Raw genomic sequence first — 19,747 nt, 5'->3', positions numbered from 1 at the left:
ACGGGTGCACCAATGAAAAGAAGAAATTTCAGTTCTGAATTCAAACGCGAATCCGCTCAACTGGTTGTCGACCAAAATTACAGCGGCGCGCCAGCAGCAAAAGCCATGGACGGCGGCCTTTCTACGATGACGAAATGGATAAAACAACTGCGTGATAAGCGACAGGGGAAAACGCCAAAAGTTTCTCCTATAACCCCGGAACAAATCGAAATACGTGAGCTTAAGAAGAAGGTACAACGCATTAAAATGGAAAACAAAGCATTAAAAAAGGCTACAGCGCTCTTGATGTCAGACTCCCTGAACAGTTCTCGTTAATCGGGAAACTCAGAGCGCATTATCCTGTGGCCACACTCTGCCACGTGTTCAGGGTTCATCGCAGCAGTTACAAATACTGGAAAAGTCGTCCTGACAGGCCAGACGGCAGGCGAACGGTATTGCGCAGTCAGGTTCATGAACCGCACAGTATCAGCCATGGCGCCGCTGGCGCGAGAAGTATCGCCATTATGGCAACCCAGAGAGGCTTCCGGATGGGGCGCTGGCTCGCAGGCAGGCTCATGAAAGAGTTGGGGCTGGTTAGTTGTCAGCAACCGACGCACAGGTATAAGCGTGGTGGTCAGGAGCATGTTGCGATCCCGAATTATCTTGAGCGCCAGTTCGCTGTAACGGAGCCAAAGCAGGTATGGTGCGGCGATGTGCCGTATATCTGGACCGGGAAACGCTGGGCATACCTTGCGGTTGTTCTTGATCTGTTCGCGAGGAAACCGCTGGGCTGGGCTATGTCGTTCTCCCCGGACAGTAGACTGACCATCAAAGCACTGGAAATGGCATGGGAAACGCGTGGTAAACCAGCCGGAGTGATGTTCCACAGCGATCAGGGTAGCCACTATACGAGCAGGCAGTTCCGACAGTTGCTGTGGCGTTACCGGATCAAACAAAGCATGAGTCGGCGTGGTAACTGTTGGGATAACAGTCCGATGGAGCGCTTCTTCAGAAGTCTGAAAAACGAGTGGATACCGGTAACGGGCTACATAAGCTTCAGCGAAGCAGCTCATGAAATTACCGACTATATCGTGGGATATTACAGCGCACTCAGGCCGCATAAATATAACGGTGGGTTGCCACCAAACGAATCAGAAAATAGATACTAGAAAAACGCTAACGCGGTGACCAGTTTTAGTTGACCACTACATATTAACTTTATGCCTGTTGCTGGTTATTGTCGCCGTATATTCCATTATCCAGCATTTACGCACTAAAAATTGCAATCAGCTCGGCATGTCGCGTAAAGAACGCCACCGCATCGCGATAACCTTTCCCGCTTCCCACGATGCGGCGAGAGGGCACGTCTCTTTTTCTTCCGCGTCCACTGAATCTGTCATTCCGCTCTACTGCCTCCCGCCGCCGATTATGGTATAAGCATGGTTTATTTTTCGGATCTGACCACCGTGTCCGCCCGGTTACGGTGGCGTAGTCAGGTTGCCAGGGAATGTCAGCGCTCTGCCTGCCTCCCGCCCATGCAATAAAGGTATTCCGGTGAACATCCACACTCTTCTCTCAGAAAAAATCCAGCAGGCTCTGGTGGCCGCAGGCGCGCCCGCCGACTGCGAAGCGCAGGTGCATCAATCGGCGAAGGCTCAGTTCGGCGACTATCAAGCCAATGGCGTCATGGCGATTGCCAAACAGCTCGGTCTGCCGCCCCGCAAGCTGGCGGAAAACGTCGTCGGTTTGCTGAAGTTGGACGGTATCGCCCGTAAAGTCGACATTACGGGCCCCGGTTTTATCAACATTTTTCTCGAGCCGAGTTGGTTGGCAAACCACCTTGCCGCGGCCCTCTCCTCTGTGCGACTGGGCATTGCAAGCGTCGCGCCGCAAACCATCGTGGTGGATTATTCCGCGCCCAACGTCGCCAAAGAAATGCATGTCGGCCACGTGCGCTCAACCATCATCGGCGATGCCTCGGTGCGCACGCTGTCGTTTCTGGGCCATAACGTTATTCGGGCCAATCACGTAGGCGACTGGGGAACACAATTTGGGATGCTGATCGCCTATTTGGAAAAGGTACAGGACGGCGGCGAAGCGGAAATGCAGCTCTCAAGCCTGGAGAGCTTTTACTGCGCCGCCAAGCAGCATTACGACGAGGATCCGGCGTTTGCCGAGCGCGCCCGCGGTTATGTGGTGAAGCTTCAGGGCGGCGACGAGCATTGTCGACAAATGTGGCGCAACCTGGTAGATGTCACCATGGCGCAAAATCAGAAAACCTATGGCCGGCTGAATGTGACGTTGACGCGTGCGGACGTCATGGGGGAAAGCCTGTACAATGACATGCTGCCCGGTATCGTGGCGGATTTAAAAGCGAAAGAGCTAGCGGTGGAGAGCGAAGGCGCCACCGTGGTGTTCCTCGACGAATTCAAAAACAAAGAAGGCGAGCCCATGGGGGTGATCATCCAGAAAAAGGATGGCGCTTACCTGTATACCACTACCGATATCGCCTGCGCCAAATACCGCTACGAGACGCTGAAGGCCGACCGGATTATCTACTATATCGATTCACGTCAGCATCAGCACCTGATGCAGGCCTGGACTATCGTGCGCAAAGCCGGCTACGTCCCTGAATCGGTCCCACTCGAGCACCACATGTTCGGCATGATGTTGGGCAAAGACGGCAAACCGTTTAAAACCCGCGCCGGCGGCACCATCAAGCTCACGGAGCTGCTGGACGAAGCGCTGGAACGCGCCCGCCGTCTGGTCGCCGCCAAGAACCCCACCATGGACGCCGGGGAGTTGGCAAGGCTGACGCAGGTGGTGGGGATCGGCGCGGTAAAATACGCCGATTTATCGAAAAGCCGAACCACTGATTATGTTTTTGACTGGGACAATATGCTGAGTTTTGAGGGTAACACCGCGCCCTATATGCAATATGCCTATACCCGCGTCGCCTCGATATTCAAACGCAGCGGCCAGAATGAGCAGCAGCTCACCGGCGACATCCGCCTTGAGGCGGAACAGGAAACCCAGCTGGCGGTTCGTCTGTTGCAGTTGGAAGAGGCCATTGCGACGGTGGCACGCGACGGGGCGCCGCACGTACTTTGTGCCTATCTGTATGATTTGGCCGTGCTGTTCTCCGCTTTCTACGAACACTGCCCCATCCTGAATGCCGAGAACGCGGCGCTGCGCCAAAGCCGCCTGCAATTGGCGCGGCTGACCGCACGCACGCTAAAACAAGGGCTGGATCTGCTGGGTATTGAAACCGTGGAACGGATGTAGCTGACGCTTAACGTCCGAAGCGTTAAGCCGTTTGTCGGCGCAGCCCTGGCCAAGCCGCCGGTCCGCCTGATGCGGAGCGGTTTTTTTTGCTTATGCCAACCCTTATCGTCTTTCAGGACCTGCCGGGGTTTGCGTGATTGGGGCATGCCGAGGTTGTTGGCATGCCAGGGTTTTATGTTTAAGCATGCCAGGATTCAGTGTATCGGCATACCAGGGTTCATTGACTTGACCAAGCCGGAAGCTAGTAAACCTGCACTGAGCGCGCGAAGTGGCGTGGTCGGAATCCCACCAGCCACAGCGTGGCGAAATAGACCATCCCGCCCACCGCAACCACGCCCATTAGCCGCAGCAGCCGCCAGGGCATACTGCCTTGCGACCAGTCAGGCATCATCATTAGCAGCCCGATAAGCGCCGCCGCCATGATAATGACCGCCAGCAACAACCGGCAGAAAAAACCGAGCCATCCCGGCGGCGGCTCAAACAGCTTTTGCCGGCGTAATTGCCAATACAAAAGCGCGGCGTTAAGGCAGGCGGCCAGGCCGATGGACAGCGACAAACCGGCATGCTCTAGCGGACCAATAAAGGTCAGGTTCATTAATTGCGTCATCAGAAGCGTAATCATTGCCACGCGTACCGGCGTTTTGATATCCTGGCGGGAGTAGAACCCAGGCGCAAGCACCTTGACCAAAACCAGACCGACCAGGCCCACCGAATAGGCTATCAGGGCCCGTTGCGTCATTAAGGCGTCAAAGGCGGAGAACTTGCCGTACTGGAACAGCGCCACGGTCAATGGATGCGCTAGAATCCCCAGCGCCACGGCGCTGGGAAGCGCCAGCATAAAGCATAAGCGCAACCCCCAGTTCAGCAGACGGGAGTATTCATCATGATTGCCGCTGGTAAAGCTACGCGATAGCGAAGGCAACAAAATAGTCCCCAGCGCCACGCCGAGCACCCCGGAGGGGAACTCCATCAGGCGGTCGGCGTAATACATCCACGATACCGAGCCGGAGACCAGAAAGGAGGCAAAAATGGTATTGATGATAAGGGAGATTTGGCTGACGAACACGCCGAGAATGGCCGGTCCCATTTGCCGCAGAACGCGCCAAACGCCGGCGTCGTGGAACTGTACTCTGGGCAGCACCAGCATGCCGATTTTTTTCAGGTGCGGCAGCTGATAACCTAGTTGCAGGACGCCGCCGGCCACCACGGCCCAGGCCAGCGCCATAACGGGCGGATGGAATAGCGGCGCCGCCAGCAGCGCGAAACCTATCATGCTGATGTTGAGCAACGTCGGCGCAAACGCCGGCACCGAGAAGCGGTTCCAGGTATTAAGGACCGCCCCCACCAGCGAGGTGAGGGAAATAAGCAAAATATAGGGAAACGTGACGCGTAACAACGCCGTGGTCAGGGCAAATTTCTCCGGCGTATCGATAAACCCCGGGGCAGTGATCATTATGACCCAGGGCGCGGCCAACATACCGGCCACGGTAACCAGCGCCAGCACCAGCGTGAGCAAGCCTGCGATATAGGCGACGAATACGCGCGTCGCCGCATCGCCCTGCTGGCTCTTGTACTCCGCCAGAATAGGAACAAAGGCTTGTGAAAAGGCCCCTTCGGCGAAGATGCGCCGCAACAGATTAGGAATTTTAAAGGCAACGAAAAAGGCGTCACTTGCCATACCCGCGCCAAATACTCGCGCGACGATGGCATCGCGGATAAACCCCAAAACGCGGGAAAAAAGTGTCATGGAGCTGACCGCTGCCAGCGATTTCAATAAATTCATGGTGTTAATTTTCTGTTCCGCCTGGACGCCGTCGACCTAGAAGGTAGCGCGCCGTCCGGCAAATCCTGAGCCTTATGGGTGCGCTTAGTTTACCCTGCCCGGAGAAAATCGCCACTGTCCGTTATCGCCGTCGCCATCGCAGCGGGTATGAGGCACTCTCTTACTCTGAGGTACTCTTGTAGTGGCTGTAGTGGGTGTAGTGACACATTGAATTTGGCCACCTGAACAGAGGTGATATGCTCACTTCAGAACAACACGGGTGCACCAATGAAAAGAAGAAATTTTAGTTCTGAATTCAAACGCGAATCCGCTCAACTGGTTGTCGACCAAAATTACACCGCCGCACAAGCAGCAAAAGCCATGGACGTCGGCCTTCCTACGATGACGAAATGGGTAAAACAACTGCGTGATGAGCGACAGGGGAAAACGCCAAAAGCCTCTCCCATAACCCCGGAACAAATCGAAATACGTGAGCTCAAAAAGAAGGTACAACGCATTGAAATGGAAAACAAAACATTAAAAAAGGCTACAGCGCTCTTGATGTCAGACTCCCTGAACAGTTCTCGTTAATCGGGAAACTCAGAACGCATTATCCTGTGGCCACACTCTGCCACGTGTTCAGGGTTCATCGCAGCAGTTACAAATACTGGAAAAGTCGTCCTGACAGGCCAGACGGCAGGCGAACGGTATTGCGCAGTCAGGTTCATGAACCACACAGTATCAGCCATGGTGCCGCTGGCGCGAGAAGTATCGCCATTATGGCAACCCAGAGAGGCTTCCGGATGGGGCGCTGGCTCGCAGGCAGGCTCATGAAAGAGTTGGGGCTGGCCAGTTGTCAGCAACCGACGCACAGGTATAAGCGTGGCGGTCAGGAGCATGTTGCGATCCCGAATTATCTTGAGCGCCAGTTCGCTGTAACGGAGCCAAAGCAGGTATGGTGCGGCGATGTGACGTATATCTGGACCGGGAAACGCTGGGCATACCTTGCGGTTGTTCTTAATCTGTTCGCGAGGAAACCGGTGGGCTGGGCTATGTCGTTCTCCCCGGACAGCAAACTGACCATCAAAGCACTGGAAATGGCATGGGAAACACGTGGTAAACCAGCCGGAGTGATGTTCCACAGCGATCAGGGTAGCCCCTATACGAGTCGGCAGTTCCGACAGTTGCTATGGCGTTACCGGATCAAACAAAGCATGAGTTGGCGTGGTAACTGTTGGGATAACAGTCCGATGGAGCGCTTCTTCAGAAGTCTGAAAAACAAGTGGATACCGGTAACGGGCTACATAAGCTTCAGCGAAGCAGCTCATGAAATTACCGACTATATCGTGGGATATTACAGCGCACTCAGGCCGCATAAATATAACGCTGGGTTGCCACCAAACGAATCAGAAAATAGATACTAGAAAAACGCTAACGCGGTGGCCAGTTTTAGTTGGCCACTACAATTGCGCCAAGTCCTGTCCCTGGCCGGGAGAACGAAGCGGCGACCGGCACGGCACACCGGGCGCGACGGCTGGTGCGATGAGAGTTGGAAAGACAATTAAGAATAAAAAAAATGAATTAAACCGGCGTTCCATAATTATTGGATTTGAAAATCGATTTTCCGCGTTTTGAAGCGGAACTATGTGCGTTAACTAATAGATTGGGTATTTTGCCAGAAGCTTTTCTTATTGATCATATTGCGGTGCGCTGTCATCAAAACGTCACGGCACAGCGGTGGTATCACGGTTTTTCTCAATGTGGTTATCTTTTGCATGAAGCAAAAATTAACGGCCGTCAGATTGCGCTGTTTGAACTGACGGCGGCGCTGAATTTAGGCGGGCAGACTATCCCTTGCATCGAGTTACCCTGGCCCGGCGCGCGGCGTTATCCTCATGAAGGATGGGAACATGTCGAAATAGTGCTGCCGGGCGAGGCGGACACCCTGTTTGCGCGGGCACCGGCGCTCTTGTCGGATAAGGCGCTGGCCTCACCGACTCTGCGCATCAAGCAAAGCCAGGCGCAGGCGCAGGCGCAGGCGCAGGCGCAGGCGCAGGCGCAGGCGGAAACGTTAGCCAATCCCACGCTGGCGGTCCGCGACGGGCGCGTCACCGTGAAATTTTACTTTTACGCCCCGCGACGATATCGTTATCGTCGAGCATCCTTAACGGCCCAGGGCTGCGGAGCGCTATGCCCGCCGGCGCTGTTGGCAGGCGTGGACCATGCGATCCAAAGCGGTATCCAGCACCGTTCTGGGACAGCCGAAATTGAGGCGGACAAACCGACGCCCGCCTGTTCAAAGAAGGCGTGCGGGTTGTCCACGTCCAGACCGCTGGCGTCAATCCAGGCCAAATAGGTTGTCTCGGGGCCGGCCGGCGTCAGGCCGGGCATTTCTCGCAGGCGTTCCGTCAGCCGGTCGCGGTTGCCGCGCAGATAGTCCAACTGCTGTGAAAGCCAGGCTTGACCATTGCGCACAGGCGGCGTTGGCGGCGCGCTGTGCGGCGAATTTCATACGTAAACGCGGGTTCGGGATCACCGCCACCGACGCTCCCAGGCCGGCGATATTGAAGCTTTTTAAGGGCGACACAAGGGTAATGCTGCGCTGCGCCGCCTCCTCATTCAAGGAGGCGAAGGGGATATGGCGCAGCCCGGGGTCAGTAATAAATCACAATGGATTTCATCAGAGCACACCAGCAGATCGTGCGTTTGTGCCAAGGCAAGATGCTGCATAAGCTCTTCGCGGCGATAGGCGGTGCCGCCGGGATTATGGGGATTGCAGAGCATCAGCAGGCGTTCGTCGCCTGAAAGCGCTGGATCGGCGGCGGCGAAGTCGACGCACCAGCGCCCGTTAACAAGACGCATCGGCGCCAGGCGCTGTGGACGACCTGCGCTACGGGCGGTCGCGCGCGGAACGGCGGATAAATAGGGCTGGGAATAACAACCGCCTCCGCCGTCTCGGTCAGCGAACGGACCGCCAGATGCAGGCCGCTGAGCATCCCCGGCAGAAACACCAGCCATTCCGCCTTGACGTCCCACTGATAGTGCTCGCGCATCCGTTCTATAAAAATGTCGCTGAGCGCTGTTGGCGGCGCTCCATAACCAAAGACGCCATGATCGACACGGGCGTGCAACGCCTCGATAATACAGGGCGGCGACCGGAAATCCGTATCGGCCACCCACAGCGGAATGACACCCCGCCCGGCGTACTTTTGCCATTTATAACTATTGCTGTGACACCGGTCGATACATTCATCGAAGTTGAATAGCATAGTCATTTCCCTGCACAATTGAAAAACTTAAAACACCGCCGTTTGCTGGCATAGTGTGCTATGCCACTGATGAGGGCCGTCAAGAAAGGAGTAGTATACCATGCCAAAACTGGAAGTTTGCTGCTATAGTGCGGAGTGCGCCATAGCGGCTAAGCAAGCAGGCGCGGACCGGATTGAGCTTTGTTGAGTTCCCAAAAAAGGGGGATTGACGCCCAGCTTTGGAACGCTGCAGGCGGTCCGCGATCGCGTTGCCGGTCCACCCCATTATCCGTCCCCGCGGCGGCGACTTTTGCTACAGCGCCGCCGAATTTGAGGTAATGCTAAATGACGTCGCGCAGGTGCGCGATATGGGCTTTCTGGGATTGGTGATTGGGCTGCTCGATGCAGACGGCCACGTCAGTCTGGCGCGTATGCGGCGCATCATGTACCTTGCGGGTACTATGGACGTCACTTTTCATCGCGCCTTTGATATGTGTCTTAATCCTTATCAGGCGCTGCGGCAGTTAACCGATTTGGGGGTCGCGCGCATTCTCAGCTCCGGTCGGCAGCAAAGCGCTGAAGCGGGTTTAGCCCTGTTGAGGGAACTGACCGAGCTAAGCCGTAGTCCAATCATTATGGCGGGGGCGGGCATGCGGTTGACCAACCTGCACAAATTCGTGCAAAGCAGCATCCAGGAGCTGCACAGCTCCAGCGGGCAATTCGTCCCCTTCGGCATGCGCTATCGTAAAGCGGGCGTAAGCATGAGCGCCGGCAGCGAAGCGGATGAATTTAGCCGTTACCGTGTAGACAGTAAGATGGTAGCCAACATGAAACACGCGCTGACCGTGTTGCCCGTTGCGACGCGTCCGGCATGACAAGCAATTTTGCCGCGCACACGCTTAAACCCACGTAATGCTTGCAAGTACCAAGCCCAAAATCCTTGTTGGGGCTTTTTTTATCCCCGGTCACTGTGGCGCGCCCGTGCCCGAGCAGGCCATCAGCAACATCGATAACGCTGGCGCGAGGGCTATCCCCGGGGGGCCGTACTAAGACATCAGCGCTTCACCGCCAGATTAATCGTGCGCGCCCTGGGGCGTCAGGGTTTCTCCGCCACAATCACCGCGCGCAGCGGTGCGGGGTGACCCTCGACGGTTAGCCGCGAATCGTCGGGATGGAGAAAATTCGCCAGAGATTCGCTGGGCATCTGCGCGGTACGTCGTTATTCGTCGGTGCTGGTGACCGACATATCCACCTGACGCAGGTTAACAAAACCGCACTATTCCAGCCAGCCTGCCAGCGCGGTAACGGAAGGAATAAAGTAGAGATTGCGCATTTGGGCGTAGCGCTCACCGGGCACCAAGACCTGTTGGCTGTCGCCTTCAATGACCAACGTTTCCAGCACTAATTTACCGCCGCTGACCAGTTGATTTTTCAATTGCAGCAAATGATCCAGCGGCGCGATATGCGGTAGCACGCGTTCCCATTTCCAGTCAGAGCGCCATTCGGTATCAATACTGACGCCATACAAAGAAAACGGACCTTTGCGCAAGGGCATGAGCTGGCGCAGCAGAGATTTGATCCCCACCTGCTGGCCGGCGGACAGCGGCGAATCGCAGTCCGCCTCAACGCCGTGAAGCAGATCCAGGCGTGCGGGGGTGAGCATTGGCAGCCGTTCCGCCGCGTTAAACCATTGACTGAACTTGCAAGTGCTGAGAGGTTTGCTCCCACTCGCTCAGCTGCGCGGGCAGGGTATTAAGCCAATGGCTGAGAGGACTCTTGGCGATAAGCTGATAAAAATCGGCAAACTGACTTACTGCCCGCTCTCCGGTTTAATGGCGATCAATGAACCAAAATTGAAGCACTGGAACCAAAGCTCGGCATGACTAAAGCCCGCCTTGGCCAGGCGTTGTTTATGCACTTCCACCGTGTCGGTGAGCATCACATTTTCCAGCATGCTGCGTTTCTGGCTGATTTCCAATTCGCTATAGCCGTTGGCCCGTTTGAAATCATGATGCATATCGAACAACAGCCCGCCGATGCGCTGATCCTGAAAACTGAATTTTTCCGATAATACTAATGCGCCCCCCGGATTCAGCCCGGCTTAAATACGATTAAGCAAGGTTTGCCGCTGCGTCGGCTCAAGAAACTGCATGGTAAAATTCAGCACCACCTGCGAGGCGTTTTCAATGGGCACCGTGCGAATGTCGCCCTTGATGATTTCCGTGGGTGTCGTCGCGCGAAAGGCACTAATATGGCGCCGCCAGCGGTCAATCATCGCCGGTAAATTGTCCACCGCAATAATGCGGCAATCGCCATGGCTGATGGTACGGCGCATCGCGCGCGTGGCGGCGTCGAGGGTGCAGCCGAAATCATATTATTTGCGTTCCAGCGCGAGCAAAGCGGCCAGCCAGCATCCTGATCATCGAAATGATATTGGAATAGCCGGGTACGGAACGCTGGATCATGTCAGGGAAGACTTCGGCGACGCGATCGTCGAAAGTCCAGTCGCCTAAACTGGCAATGGGCGCTGAGAAAAGGTCATCACGATGGGTCATGGCAAAATAGGCGTCGTTGTACAAAACGCCTATTCTATCAGAAAGTGCTGATAAAGCATGTGTCCCGCGCGCTAGCGGATGGTCGTGTTATTGCCAGCTCAGCACCACATCCCAGGGCATGAACCAGAGATCTAGCAATACCATCAGCACCAGCGAGCAGTAGGTGGCGCTCATGCCGGCGCGCCGCCAGCGATATTCCCGGGTCCGCAGGCCATAGTAATGCATCAGCCGCCCGGCCATCAGCATCAGCCCGCAAATGTGCAAGGTCCAGTTGGGCGAGCCGTTCATTTCCAGCAGGACCAATAAAATTAGACCGATGGGAATATATTCCACCGCGTTGCCATGCACCCGAATTGCGGTCTGTAATTCATAAAATCCGCCGTTACCGGTGGCCACGCGGTATTGGGTCCTGAGCTTGACCACATCCAGCGATAATTTTATCAGCAACAATGCGCCCAGCACGACATATAGCGCGCTTACCATCCTATCAGTACTCCCTTATCTACCCTGCTTTTCGCGTGCGAAATAATAGCCTGAGTCGCCGACAGTGTCGCAAAAAAAGCGGGTGGTACCCCGGGTTTTGCCCGCTCAAAAAAGCGTTTCCTGCTGTGGCCAGTGCAGCGTCGGGCCAATGGCGGAGATTTCTGCTGCCAGTTTTGGCCACAACCGCTGCGCAAGCGGCGGCGCATAGCCAATATCCGGCGTATGAATAAACAAAAATGGCGTTCCCCACTGTAACCAATCAGGCAAACGCGCCAGCCACGGCTGAAACAGTGCGACGTTATTGTCGGGATCGTCGGCGCCGATAAAGCGCACCAGAGACCTGTCGGCGGTGACCACCGCATGCACCGGCAGCCGGGGTTTTTGCTGTTGGGCGGCGCGCAATGCCGACGAGGTGGGCAGGGCCGCATGGACCGGACGGCTGTCGAGGATAACGCGATTGACGCCCCGCTGCTGCAGGCCTCGATTCAGCGTACGTTCTTCGTCCTGCTTGGTGAAAAATGCCGGATGGCGGACCTCCACGCCGTAATGAAAATCCGCCGGCAGCGCGTCAAGAAAGGTCCAGAGGTTCTCCAGGTCCGCCGGGCTGAATGCCACCGGCAACTGTAGCCAGTATTGACCAATGCGATCCGCCAGCGGCGCCAGGGCGAAAAATGTCGCCAGCGGCGCTTGGAAATGGCGCAGGCCGCCCTGATGGGGCTGATGGTGGCGAGGAACTAAGCAAAAACGAAAGGTCTCCGGCGTCATGGCGCCCCAATCGCGTACCCGCCCGGCATCGGGCAGCGCATAGAGCGTGGTATTTCCCTCTACGCAGTTAAAATGGCGGGCGTAATCCGCCAATGTGTGCAGGCCATATTTCCCCCAGCCGCTGTGCTGCCACTGAGGCAAGCCGATATAAAGCATAGCATCTCCGTGTTAACGAGGCCGGCTGCGTAACCGACGCGCCGGCCCCAGGCGGATTGACCGCCCGCCCAGGGTTACCCCCGGCGAGGGCAGCGAGCACTTGCGCGCTGTGGCGCACCCGGCCGGGGCGCGAGAAGATATACTGGAAGCTGCCGTCGTGCTGGGCCTTATCGTGTGCGCTGCATATATCTTCCAGCAGCACCAGCGCCAGCTCAAAGCCCAGTTCCCAAGCATTACGCGCGGTGGATTCCACGCCGATATTGGTTGAAATTCCCCCCAGCACAATCGTTTCAATCCCGCGCCTGCGCAACTGCACTTCCAACTCGGTACCATAAAAGGCGCCCCATTGGCGTTTAATGATGCAGATATCGCTGTCCTGCGCCTTGAGATCAGCAGGAATGTCCCACCAGTTCGCCGTCAGGGTTGCGCCGCTGGCGCTATCCACCGGTTGTTTCAGCGCGTCAGCGAAATCGGCTGACTAGCCCACGCGCACCAGAAATACCGGCGCGTTGGCGTCACGAAAACCCTGCGCGAGTTCGGCGGCGCGTTTGACGACGTCCGCGGCGCTGTGCGGGCAGCCGGCGAAGGGCAAAATCCCTTCCTGCAAATCGATGAGTACCGGGGCGCTACGAAAAGGATTGAGCTTTAATATGCGGGTCTCCGTGAGTGAATGATGCGCGGCAGCGGCGGGTCGGCTGCGCCGGTCAGCCCAGAGTATGTTACTCCACGCCTGAAGTGACAATGTCGCCACGATCAATTTTGTTAATATTTATGAGACGAAACGCTAATTTCACCGGCCTGCGTACCTGCAACGCAGACGGGCTTATGCTGTGTCTGAAATTCCTTTATAATGACAGTATTAAAATGCCGGCCCGTGCAGTGGCACCCGCTGGCGGGCTGAATTTTAAGGATATCCTAATGCGTACTGTATATTGCGGACAGCTGAACCTGTCACATGTTGGCCAGGAAGTGACGTTATGCGGTTGGGTTAACCGCCGTCGCGATCTGGGCAGTCTGATTTTCATCGACATGCGTGACCGGGAAGGCCTGGTGCAGGTATTTTTTGATCCCGCCCGCCAGGATGCCTTTGCCCGCGCCGCCGAGCTGCGCAATGAATTCTGCCTGCAGTTGATCGGTATCGTGCGCGCCCGTCCGGACAGCCAGGTCAATAGCGACATGGCGACCGGCGCCATTGAAGTATTGGCCACCGAGCTTTCCATCATTAACCACTCTGAGCCTCTGCCTCTCGATAGCAACCAGAATAACACCGAAGAGCAACGGCTCAAATTCCGCTACCTTGATTTGCGTCGCCCGGTTATGGCGCAGCGCCTTAAAACCCGGGCGCGCATCTCCAGTTTCGTCCGCCGCTTCATGGACGCCGAAGGTTTTCTCGATATCGAAACACCGATGCTGACCAAGGCGACGCCGGAGGGTGCGCGCGATTATCTGGTGCCCAGCCGGGTGCATAAAGGCAAATTCTACGCCTTGCCGCAGTCGCCGCAGCTGTTCAAGCAATTGCTGATGATGTCGGGGTTCGATCGCTACTACCAGATTGTAAAATGTTTTCGCGATGAGGACCTGCGCGCCGACCGTCAGCCGGAGTTCACCCAGATAGACGTTGAAACCTCTTTCATGACCGCAACCCAGGTGCGGGAGGTGATGGAGCGGCTTATTCGCGATTTATGGCGCGAGATTACCGGCGTTGATCTGGGCCTCTTCCCGCAAATGACGTATGCCGACGCCATGCGCCGTTTCGGCTCCGACAAGCCGGATTTACGCAACCCGATGGAGCTGGTGGACGTGGCGGACCTGGTCAAGGACGTGGAGTTCAAGGTGTTCTCGATTCCTACCAACGATAGCCAGGGCCGCGTTGCGGCATTGCGCGTGCCCGGTGGCGCGCAACTGAGCCGCAAACAGATTGACGAATACGGTAAATATAGTGAAATCTACGGCGCTAAAGGGCTGACGTGGATGAAGGTAAACCAGCGCGCCGCCGGTGTGGAAGGGGTACAAGGCCCGGTGGCGAAATTCCTCGGGCCGCAGGTGATTGAGCAGATCCTGGTACGCACCGGCGCCGCCGATGGCGATATCATTTTCTTCAGCGCGGATCGCAAAAACATCGTCACCGATGCGCTGGGAGCACTGCGTCCGAAACTGGGCCTGGATTTACAGCTCACGGTAACCGACCGCTGGGCGCCGCTGTGGGTCGTCGACTTTCCGATGTTCGAGGAAGACGGGGAGGGCGGCCTGGCGGCCATGCATCATCCGTTCACCGCACCTAAGGATATCGATGCCCAATCGCTTGCCGCATTGCCGACATCGGCGGTGGCCAACGCCTACGACATGGTAATTAACGGTTATGAGGTCGGCGGCGGTTCAGTGCGCATCCACCGCGGCGACATGCAGCAAACGGTGTTTGGTATTTTGGGCATCAACGAACAGGAACAGCAGGAGAAATTCGGCTTTCTGCTCGATGCGTTAAAATACGGCACACCGCCGCATGCGGGTCTGGCCTTTGGCCTTGACCGGCTGGTAATGCTACTGACCGGTACCGATAATATCCGTGATGTTATCGCGTTCCCGAAAACGACCTCAGCGGCGGATCTGATGACCGAAACGCCGAGTTTTGGCAATGCCGACGCACTCGCCGACCTGTCGATTGCGGTTGTCGGCAAGGGACGGGAAGCTATGGAAAACGGTCGCTCATAATGCCCTATAAACGCCCGGTTTCGGTGCTGGTGGTTATCTCTGCCGCCGACAGCGGGCGGGTACTGATGTTACAACGCCGGGATGACCTGGCGTTCTGGCAGTCGGTTACAGGCGGTATCGATGCCGGCGAACTTCCGGCGGCAGCGGCGCGGCGGGAAGTCCGTGAGGAAACCGGTTTCGATGTGGACGCCGGCGGGCTGACGCTCACCGATTGCCAGCGCTGTATTCAGTTTGAAATTTTTAGTCATTTTCGCCACCGTTACGCCCCCGGAGTGACGCACAATACAGAATATTGGTTTTGTTTAACGCTACCCTGTGAGCGGGCGCCCGTGTTAAGCGAGCATCTTAGCTGGCGCTGGATGGCCGCCGCGGCATCTGCGGCGTTGATCAAATCCTGGAGTAACCGGCAGGCGATTGAAGAATTTGTTATTCATCCGGCCTGAAAAGGCTTTTTTCGGAGAAAAATATGGCAGGTCATAGTAAGTGGGCCAATACCAAGCATCGTAAAGCCGCACAGAACGCTAAGCGCGGGAAGATTTTCACCAAGATCATCCGCGAACTGGTCACCGCCGCTCGTCTGGGTGGAGGCGATGTCGGCTCAAATCCCCGTTTGCGCGCAGCGGTGGATAAAGCATTAGCCAATAACATGACGCGCGATACCTTGAATCGCGCTATCGCCCGCGGCGTGGGCGGTGATGATGAGGCGCAGATGGAAACTATCATTTACGAGGGCTACGGCCCGGGCGGTACCGCGGTCATGGTGGAGTGCCTGAGCGATAACCGCAACCGTACCGTTTCCGAAGTGCGTCACGCCTTTACCAAAACCGGCGGCAATTTGGGCACTGACGGCTCCGTGTCGTATTTGTTCACCAAACGAGGGGTCATTTCCTTTGCGCTGGGTCTGAGCGAAGACACCATCATGGATGCGGCGCTTGAGGCCGGTGCCGATGACGTAATCACCTATGATGACGGGGCAATTGACGTATACACCACTCCTGAGGCTTTCGGCGAGGTAAAGGACGCGCTGGAAGCGGCCGGGCTGACGCCGGAAGCGTCGGAAGTGGCGCTGGTGCCGTCGACCCGCGCCGACCTGGACGCCAAGACTGCGCCGAAATTGCTGCGCCTTATCGACATGCTGGAAGACTCCGATGACGTGCAGGAAGTCTACCACAACGGGAAGATTTCCGACGAGGCGGCGGCAACCCTGTGATGACCGCGTTCCCGCCTTATCTCATACGCCGGGCGGCAGCGGCATGACGGTGATTCTGGGCATCGACCCCTGTTCGCGCATTACCGGCTATGGCATCGTACGGCAGGAAGAACGTAAACTGACCTACCTGGGGAGCGGCTGTATCCAGACCAAAGTCGACGATCTGCCAGCGCGTCTGAAGCTGTCTGAAGCTGATTTATGCCGGCGCCAGCGAAATCATTACACAGTTTCAGCCCGACTGCCTGGCGATAGAGCAGGTTTTTATGACCAAGAACGCGGACTCGGCGTTAAAGCTGGGTCAGGCGCGCGGGGTCGCTATCGTGGCGGCGATGAATCTGGATTTGCCGGTATTTGAATATGCGGCGCGGCAGGTGAAACAAACGGTGGTAGGCTGTGGTGCAGCAGAAAAATCTCAGGTGCAGCATATGGTGCGTACCCTTTTGACGCTACCGGCCAACCCGCAGGCGGATGCTGCCGATGCGTTGGCTATCGCCATCACCCATTGCCACGTCAGCCAAAATCCTTGCGCATGGGCAGCGGCGGGTTGAATCTGGCGCGCGGCCGGCTGCGTTAGCGGTCGGCGGTGGCGTGTTAACCTTCAGGCTGGATATCCATCCAGCCTAGCATAACCATCATAAGTAACTACCTGACGCATTAAGGAAGGTCGAGGTGATCGGACGTCGTCAGAAGGCATCATTCTGGAAAAGCAGCCGCCGCAGGTGCTATTGGAAACCCATGGGGTAGGTATGAGGTCTTTATGCCGATGACCTGTTTCTATGCCCTGCCGGAGAGCGGACAGGAGACGGTCATCTTCACCCATTTCGTGGTACGTGAGGACGCCCAGCTGCTGTTTGGCTTTATCCATAAACAGGAGCGGGTGCTGTTTCGCGAGCTAATTAAAGTCAACGGGATCGGGCTAAATCTGGCGCTAGCGATTTGGTCCTGCATGTCGGCGCAACAGTTTGTCAGCGCCGTGGAACGCCAGGAAACCAACGCCCTGGTGAAATTGCCCGGTGTCGGCAAGAAGACTGCGGAACGGCTGGTGGTGGAAATGAAGGACAGGTTCAAAGGCCTGTCTGGCGATCTGTTTGCGCCACAGGGCGCGGGCGAGATCCCTGCCGCCATTTGATGCGCCTGCCATGCCTGCCTATCCCGAGAGTGAAGCAGTGGCCGCCCTGGTGGCGCTGGGTTATAAACCGCAGGAGGCAAGCCGGATGGTCAGTAAAGTAGCGAGAGCTGGCGCTGATTGTGAAATGCTAATTCGTGATGCGCTGCGCGCCGCGCTGTGAGGTAGAAGATGATAGAAGCCGATCGACTGATGAGCGCCGACGCGGTGACCGGAGAAGAGGTTATCGACCGCGCTATCCGACCAAAAAAACTGGAAAACTATATCGGCCAGCTGCACGTGCGCGAGCAAATGGAGATTTTCATTCAGGCGGCGAAAATGCACGGTGACGCGCTCGATCATCTGTTGATCTCGGTGCCGCCGGGTCTGGGTAAAACCACGCTGGCGAACATTGTCGCCAATGAGATGGGCGTCAATTTGCGCACCACCTCGGGTCCGGTGCTGGAAAAAGCCGGCGATCTGGCGGGCATGCTAACCAATCTCGAACCCCATGACGTTTTATTCATTGATGAAATCCACAGACTGTCACCGGTGGTGGAAAGAAGTGCTGTACCCGGCCATGGAAGACTACCAGCTGGATATTATGATAGGCGAGGGGCCGGCCGCCCGCTCAATCAAAATCGAGCTGCCTCCGTTTACGCTGGTGGGAGCCACCACCCGCGCCGGCTCGCTGACGCCGCCGTGCGCGATCGCTTTGGCATTGTGGCGCGGCTGGGGTTTTATCAGACGGGGGATTTGCAGCACATCGTCAGCCGCAGCGCCGCCTGTCTGGCGCTGAATATCAGCGGGGGGCGCGGCACCAGCCCCGGCCTGCGATCTATCACGCCGTTGACCCGCGCGGCGACGCTTTGATCTGTACGCAAAGGAGGTTTTGGCCCGCGTGGCGGCGGTGTGACCTGCCCCGTGCGAGCGGGGGTCACGACCGGATTTTCATCGTCAGACTGAGCAGAAACAGTACCGAGGCGCACAGCACCACGGACGGACCGGCCGGCGTATCGTAGAGCGCGGAAAACGCCAGGCCGCCGGTAACCGCCAGCACGCCGGCCAACGTGGCGCACACCGCCATTCGTTCCGGGTTGCGCGCGCAACGGCGGGCGGCGGCGGCGGGGATAATAAGCAACGACGTAATGATCAATGCGCCGACAAATTTCATCGCCAGCCCGATGGTCAGCGCCGTGACCAGCATTAATAGCAGCTTGATGCGGGGCAGGCAGATCCCGTCGACGTGGGCCAATTCAGGACTGATGGTCACGGACAGTAACGCACACCATTGCCACAGGATAAGCGTCAATATCACCGCGACCGCGACGGCCACCAGCGCAATATCCTGCGGCGTGACCGCCAGCAAATCGCCAAACAGGTACGCCATCAGGTCTACCCGCACCCCTTGCATCAGGCTGACCACCACCAGGCCCAGGGACAGCGACCCGTGCGCCAGAATGCCCAGCAGAGTGTCGATAGCTAATTGAGGAAAGCGTTCCAGCCACACCAGTCCCAGCGCCAGCGCCAGGGTGACCGCGATCACCGCATAAAACGGATTAATGTTCAGCAACAGACCAAAAGCGACGCCAAGAAGAGAGGCGTGCGCCAGGGTATCGCCAAAATACGACATCTTGCGCCAGACCACGAAGGCACCGAGCGGACCTGCCGCCAGCGAAAGCAGCAGGCCAGCAACCCAGCCGGGCAGCAATAATTCAATCATGGCGGCACTCTCCGTGCGGCTGCGCGGCCGGCATGACCTCACCCTGCAAATCGTGGCGATGATTGTGATGATGGCGGTAAATGGCGAGCTGCGATGATTCACGATAGCCGAACATGGCAATAAAATTCGGATGAGCCGAGACCACTTCCGGCGTACCGGAACAGCAGATATGGCGATTAAGGCACAGCACTTCATCGGTTTTCGCCATCACCAGATGTAAATCGTGTGACACCATTAATACGCCGCAACCGAGCGTACGGCGAAGGTTGTCGATTAAATCATACAGCGCCACCTGACCGTTGACGTCCACGCCCTGAGTAGGCTCGTCCAGCACCAGGAGTTGTGGTGAATTGAGCACGGCGCGCGCCAGCATCACCCGTTGCATTTCACCGCCGGATAGCTTCTGCATCGGGGCCTGATGCAAATGCTGCGCCTGCACCCGCGCGAGCGCCGGTCCAATATCGCCTTTCTTCACCCCCGGACGCAGACGCACGAAGCGTTCGACCGTCAGCGGCAGCGTGGGATCAAGATGAATTTTCTGCGGCACATAACCCACGCGCAGTTTAGGCTGGCGCCTTATGATGCCGGCACCTGGCGCAATAAGGCCGAGCACTACCCGCACCAGCGTCGATTTACCGGCGCCGTTCGGGCCGAGCAGGGTGAGAATGTGTCCGTGGCGCAGGGTAAATGAGATATCGTGCAGTACCGCTTTTCGCCCGAAGGCGACGGCAATGTGCTCAAGGGCTACCAAGTCGGTCATGATGATT

At 57.0% G+C, this 19,747-nt stretch carries 11 protein-coding genes and 9 pseudogenes; 11 read left to right on the top strand and 9 right to left on the bottom strand.

Going from position 1 to position 19,747, the window contains the following annotated elements:
• Window positions 1-12: 12 nt before the first annotated feature.
• Window positions 13-1,148, top strand: a protein-coding gene (locus ACTBDU_RS02735) for an IS3 family transposase (protein ID WP_438805472.1) whose coding sequence is annotated in 2 segments (ribosomal slippage) — window positions 13-259 and window positions 259-1,148 — 1,137 coding nt in all. Because the reading frame shifts where the segments join, the coding sequence is not laid out codon by codon here.
• A 385-nt stretch (window positions 1,149-1,533) separates the two neighbouring features.
• Entirely contained in the window at window positions 1,534-3,264 is a 1,731-nt protein-coding gene (gene argS, locus ACTBDU_RS02730; protein ID WP_438805471.1) for an arginine--tRNA ligase, read from the top strand.
• A gap of 241 nt (window positions 3,265-3,505) precedes the next feature.
• On the opposite strand, the gene murJ is transcribed toward argS, so the two are convergent.
• The gene (gene murJ, locus ACTBDU_RS02725) at window positions 3,506-5,047 is read right to left on the bottom strand and encodes a murein biosynthesis integral membrane protein MurJ (RefSeq protein WP_438805470.1); all 1,542 of its coding nucleotides are present in this window, start codon (window positions 5,045-5,047) and stop codon (window positions 3,506-3,508) included.
• 267 nt (window positions 5,048-5,314) lie between these two features.
• On the opposite strand from murJ, the gene ACTBDU_RS02720 reads away from it, so the two are divergent.
• Together ACTBDU_RS02720 and ACTBDU_RS02715 are read left to right on the top strand one after the other, a co-directional pair.
• Window positions 5,315-6,450 (top strand): IS3 family transposase gene (locus ACTBDU_RS02720; protein WP_438805469.1). Its coding sequence is split into 2 segments (ribosomal slippage): window positions 5,315-5,561 and window positions 5,561-6,450, totalling 1,137 coding nucleotides; the frame shifts between segments, so codons are not numbered across the junction.
• Between the two features lie 179 nt (window positions 6,451-6,629).
• A pseudogene (locus ACTBDU_RS02715) lies at window positions 6,630-7,151 on the top strand (VOC family protein); the annotation flags it as partial.
• A gap of 63 nt (window positions 7,152-7,214) precedes the next feature.
• On the opposite strand, the pseudogene ACTBDU_RS02710 reads toward ACTBDU_RS02715, so the two are convergent.
• Window positions 7,215-8,295, bottom strand: a pseudogene (locus tag ACTBDU_RS02710) (MalY/PatB family protein).
• Between the two features lie 100 nt (window positions 8,296-8,395).
• On the opposite strand from ACTBDU_RS02710, the pseudogene cutC reads away from it, so the two are divergent.
• Window positions 8,396-9,149, top strand: a pseudogene (gene cutC / locus ACTBDU_RS02705) (copper homeostasis protein CutC).
• 221 nt (window positions 9,150-9,370) lie between these two features.
• On the opposite strand, the pseudogene ACTBDU_RS02700 reads toward cutC, so the two are convergent.
• The 5 genes and pseudogenes from ACTBDU_RS02700 to ACTBDU_RS02680 form a co-directional block, all read right to left on the bottom strand.
• Window positions 9,371-10,058, bottom strand: a pseudogene (locus ACTBDU_RS02700) (DUF1698 domain-containing protein).
• 26 nt (window positions 10,059-10,084) lie between these two features.
• A pseudogene (gene cmoA, locus ACTBDU_RS02695) lies at window positions 10,085-10,829 on the bottom strand (carboxy-S-adenosyl-L-methionine synthase CmoA).
• An 87-nt stretch (window positions 10,830-10,916) separates the two neighbouring features.
• Complete coding sequence (locus tag ACTBDU_RS02690; protein WP_438805468.1) at window positions 10,917-11,312, bottom strand: MAPEG family protein; 396 nt, start codon at window positions 11,310-11,312, stop codon at window positions 10,917-10,919.
• A 105-nt stretch (window positions 11,313-11,417) separates the two neighbouring features.
• Window positions 11,418-12,233, bottom strand: coding sequence for a DUF72 domain-containing protein (locus ACTBDU_RS02685; RefSeq protein WP_438805467.1), 816 nt, complete (start codon window positions 12,231-12,233; stop codon window positions 11,418-11,420).
• 85 nt (window positions 12,234-12,318) lie between these two features.
• Window positions 12,319-12,885: pseudogene (locus ACTBDU_RS02680) on the bottom strand (hydrolase); the annotation flags it as partial.
• Window positions 12,886-13,151: 266 nt separating this feature from the next.
• On the opposite strand from ACTBDU_RS02680, the gene aspS reads away from it, so the two are divergent.
• The 6 genes and pseudogenes from aspS to ruvB all read left to right on the top strand — a co-directional run.
• Window positions 13,152-14,942, top strand: coding sequence for an aspartate--tRNA ligase (aspS, locus tag ACTBDU_RS02675; RefSeq protein ID WP_438805466.1), 1,791 nt, complete (start codon window positions 13,152-13,154; stop codon window positions 14,940-14,942).
• Complete coding sequence (nudB, locus tag ACTBDU_RS02670; protein WP_438805465.1) at window positions 14,942-15,385, top strand: dihydroneopterin triphosphate diphosphatase; 444 nt, start codon at window positions 14,942-14,944, stop codon at window positions 15,383-15,385. Before aspS ends, nudB begins: the two co-directional genes overlap by 1 nt.
• Window positions 15,386-15,408: 23 nt before the next feature.
• Entirely contained in the window at window positions 15,409-16,152 is a 744-nt protein-coding gene (locus ACTBDU_RS02665; protein WP_438805464.1) for a YebC/PmpR family DNA-binding transcriptional regulator, read from the top strand.
• A gap of 43 nt (window positions 16,153-16,195) precedes the next feature.
• A pseudogene (gene ruvC, locus ACTBDU_RS02660) lies at window positions 16,196-16,726 on the top strand (crossover junction endodeoxyribonuclease RuvC).
• A 79-nt stretch (window positions 16,727-16,805) separates the two neighbouring features.
• Window positions 16,806-17,441 (top strand): annotated as a pseudogene (gene ruvA, locus ACTBDU_RS02655) (Holliday junction branch migration protein RuvA).
• A gap of 8 nt (window positions 17,442-17,449) precedes the next feature.
• A pseudogene (gene ruvB, locus ACTBDU_RS02650) lies at window positions 17,450-18,064 on the top strand (Holliday junction branch migration DNA helicase RuvB); the annotation flags it as partial.
• Between the two features lie 130 nt (window positions 18,065-18,194).
• Here the strand turns inward: ruvB and znuB are convergent.
• Both znuB and znuC read right to left on the bottom strand, forming a co-directional pair.
• Window positions 18,195-18,980 (bottom strand): zinc ABC transporter permease subunit ZnuB, encoded by a 786-nt coding sequence (gene znuB / locus ACTBDU_RS02645; protein WP_438805463.1) that lies wholly within the window; start codon window positions 18,978-18,980, stop codon window positions 18,195-18,197.
• On the bottom strand, window positions 18,973-19,740 hold the full coding sequence (znuC, locus tag ACTBDU_RS02640; RefSeq protein WP_438805462.1) for a zinc ABC transporter ATP-binding protein ZnuC: 768 nt from the start codon (window positions 19,738-19,740) through the stop codon (window positions 18,973-18,975). Before znuC ends, znuB begins: the two co-directional genes overlap by 8 nt.
• Between the last annotated feature and the right edge of the window lie 7 nt (window positions 19,741-19,747).

The organism is Sodalis sp. (in: enterobacteria), assembly GCF_051710625.1.
Taxonomy (GTDB): domain Bacteria; phylum Pseudomonadota; class Gammaproteobacteria; order Enterobacterales; family Enterobacteriaceae; genus JBPESN01.
Note: the sequence above shows the minus strand (reverse complement) of the source record. Positions and strands in the feature narration are given on the sequence as shown.

Bases quoted from the DNA above. Each gene is read 5' to 3' on its own strand.
- murJ (WP_438805470.1), bottom strand. From the start codon at position 5,047: ATGAATTTATTGAAATCGCTGGCAGCGGTCAGCTCCATGACACTTTTT.
- ACTBDU_RS02685 (WP_438805467.1), bottom strand. From the start codon at position 12,233: ATGCTTTATATCGGCTTGCCTCAGTGGCAGCACAGCGGCTGGGGGAAA.
- aspS (WP_438805466.1), top strand. From the start codon at position 13,152: ATGCGTACTGTATATTGCGGACAGCTGAACCTGTCACATGTTGGCCAG.
- nudB (WP_438805465.1), top strand. From the start codon at position 14,942: ATGCCCTATAAACGCCCGGTTTCGGTGCTGGTGGTTATCTCTGCCGCC.
- znuB (WP_438805463.1), bottom strand. From the start codon at position 18,980: ATGATTGAATTATTGCTGCCCGGCTGGGTTGCTGGCCTGCTGCTTTCG.
- ACTBDU_RS02665 (WP_438805464.1), top strand. From the start codon at position 15,409: ATGGCAGGTCATAGTAAGTGGGCCAATACCAAGCATCGTAAAGCCGCA.
- ACTBDU_RS02690 (WP_438805468.1), bottom strand. From the start codon at position 11,312: ATGGTAAGCGCGCTATATGTCGTGCTGGGCGCATTGTTGCTGATAAAA.
- znuC (WP_438805462.1), bottom strand. From the start codon at position 19,740: ATGACCGACTTGGTAGCCCTTGAGCACATTGCCGTCGCCTTCGGGCGA.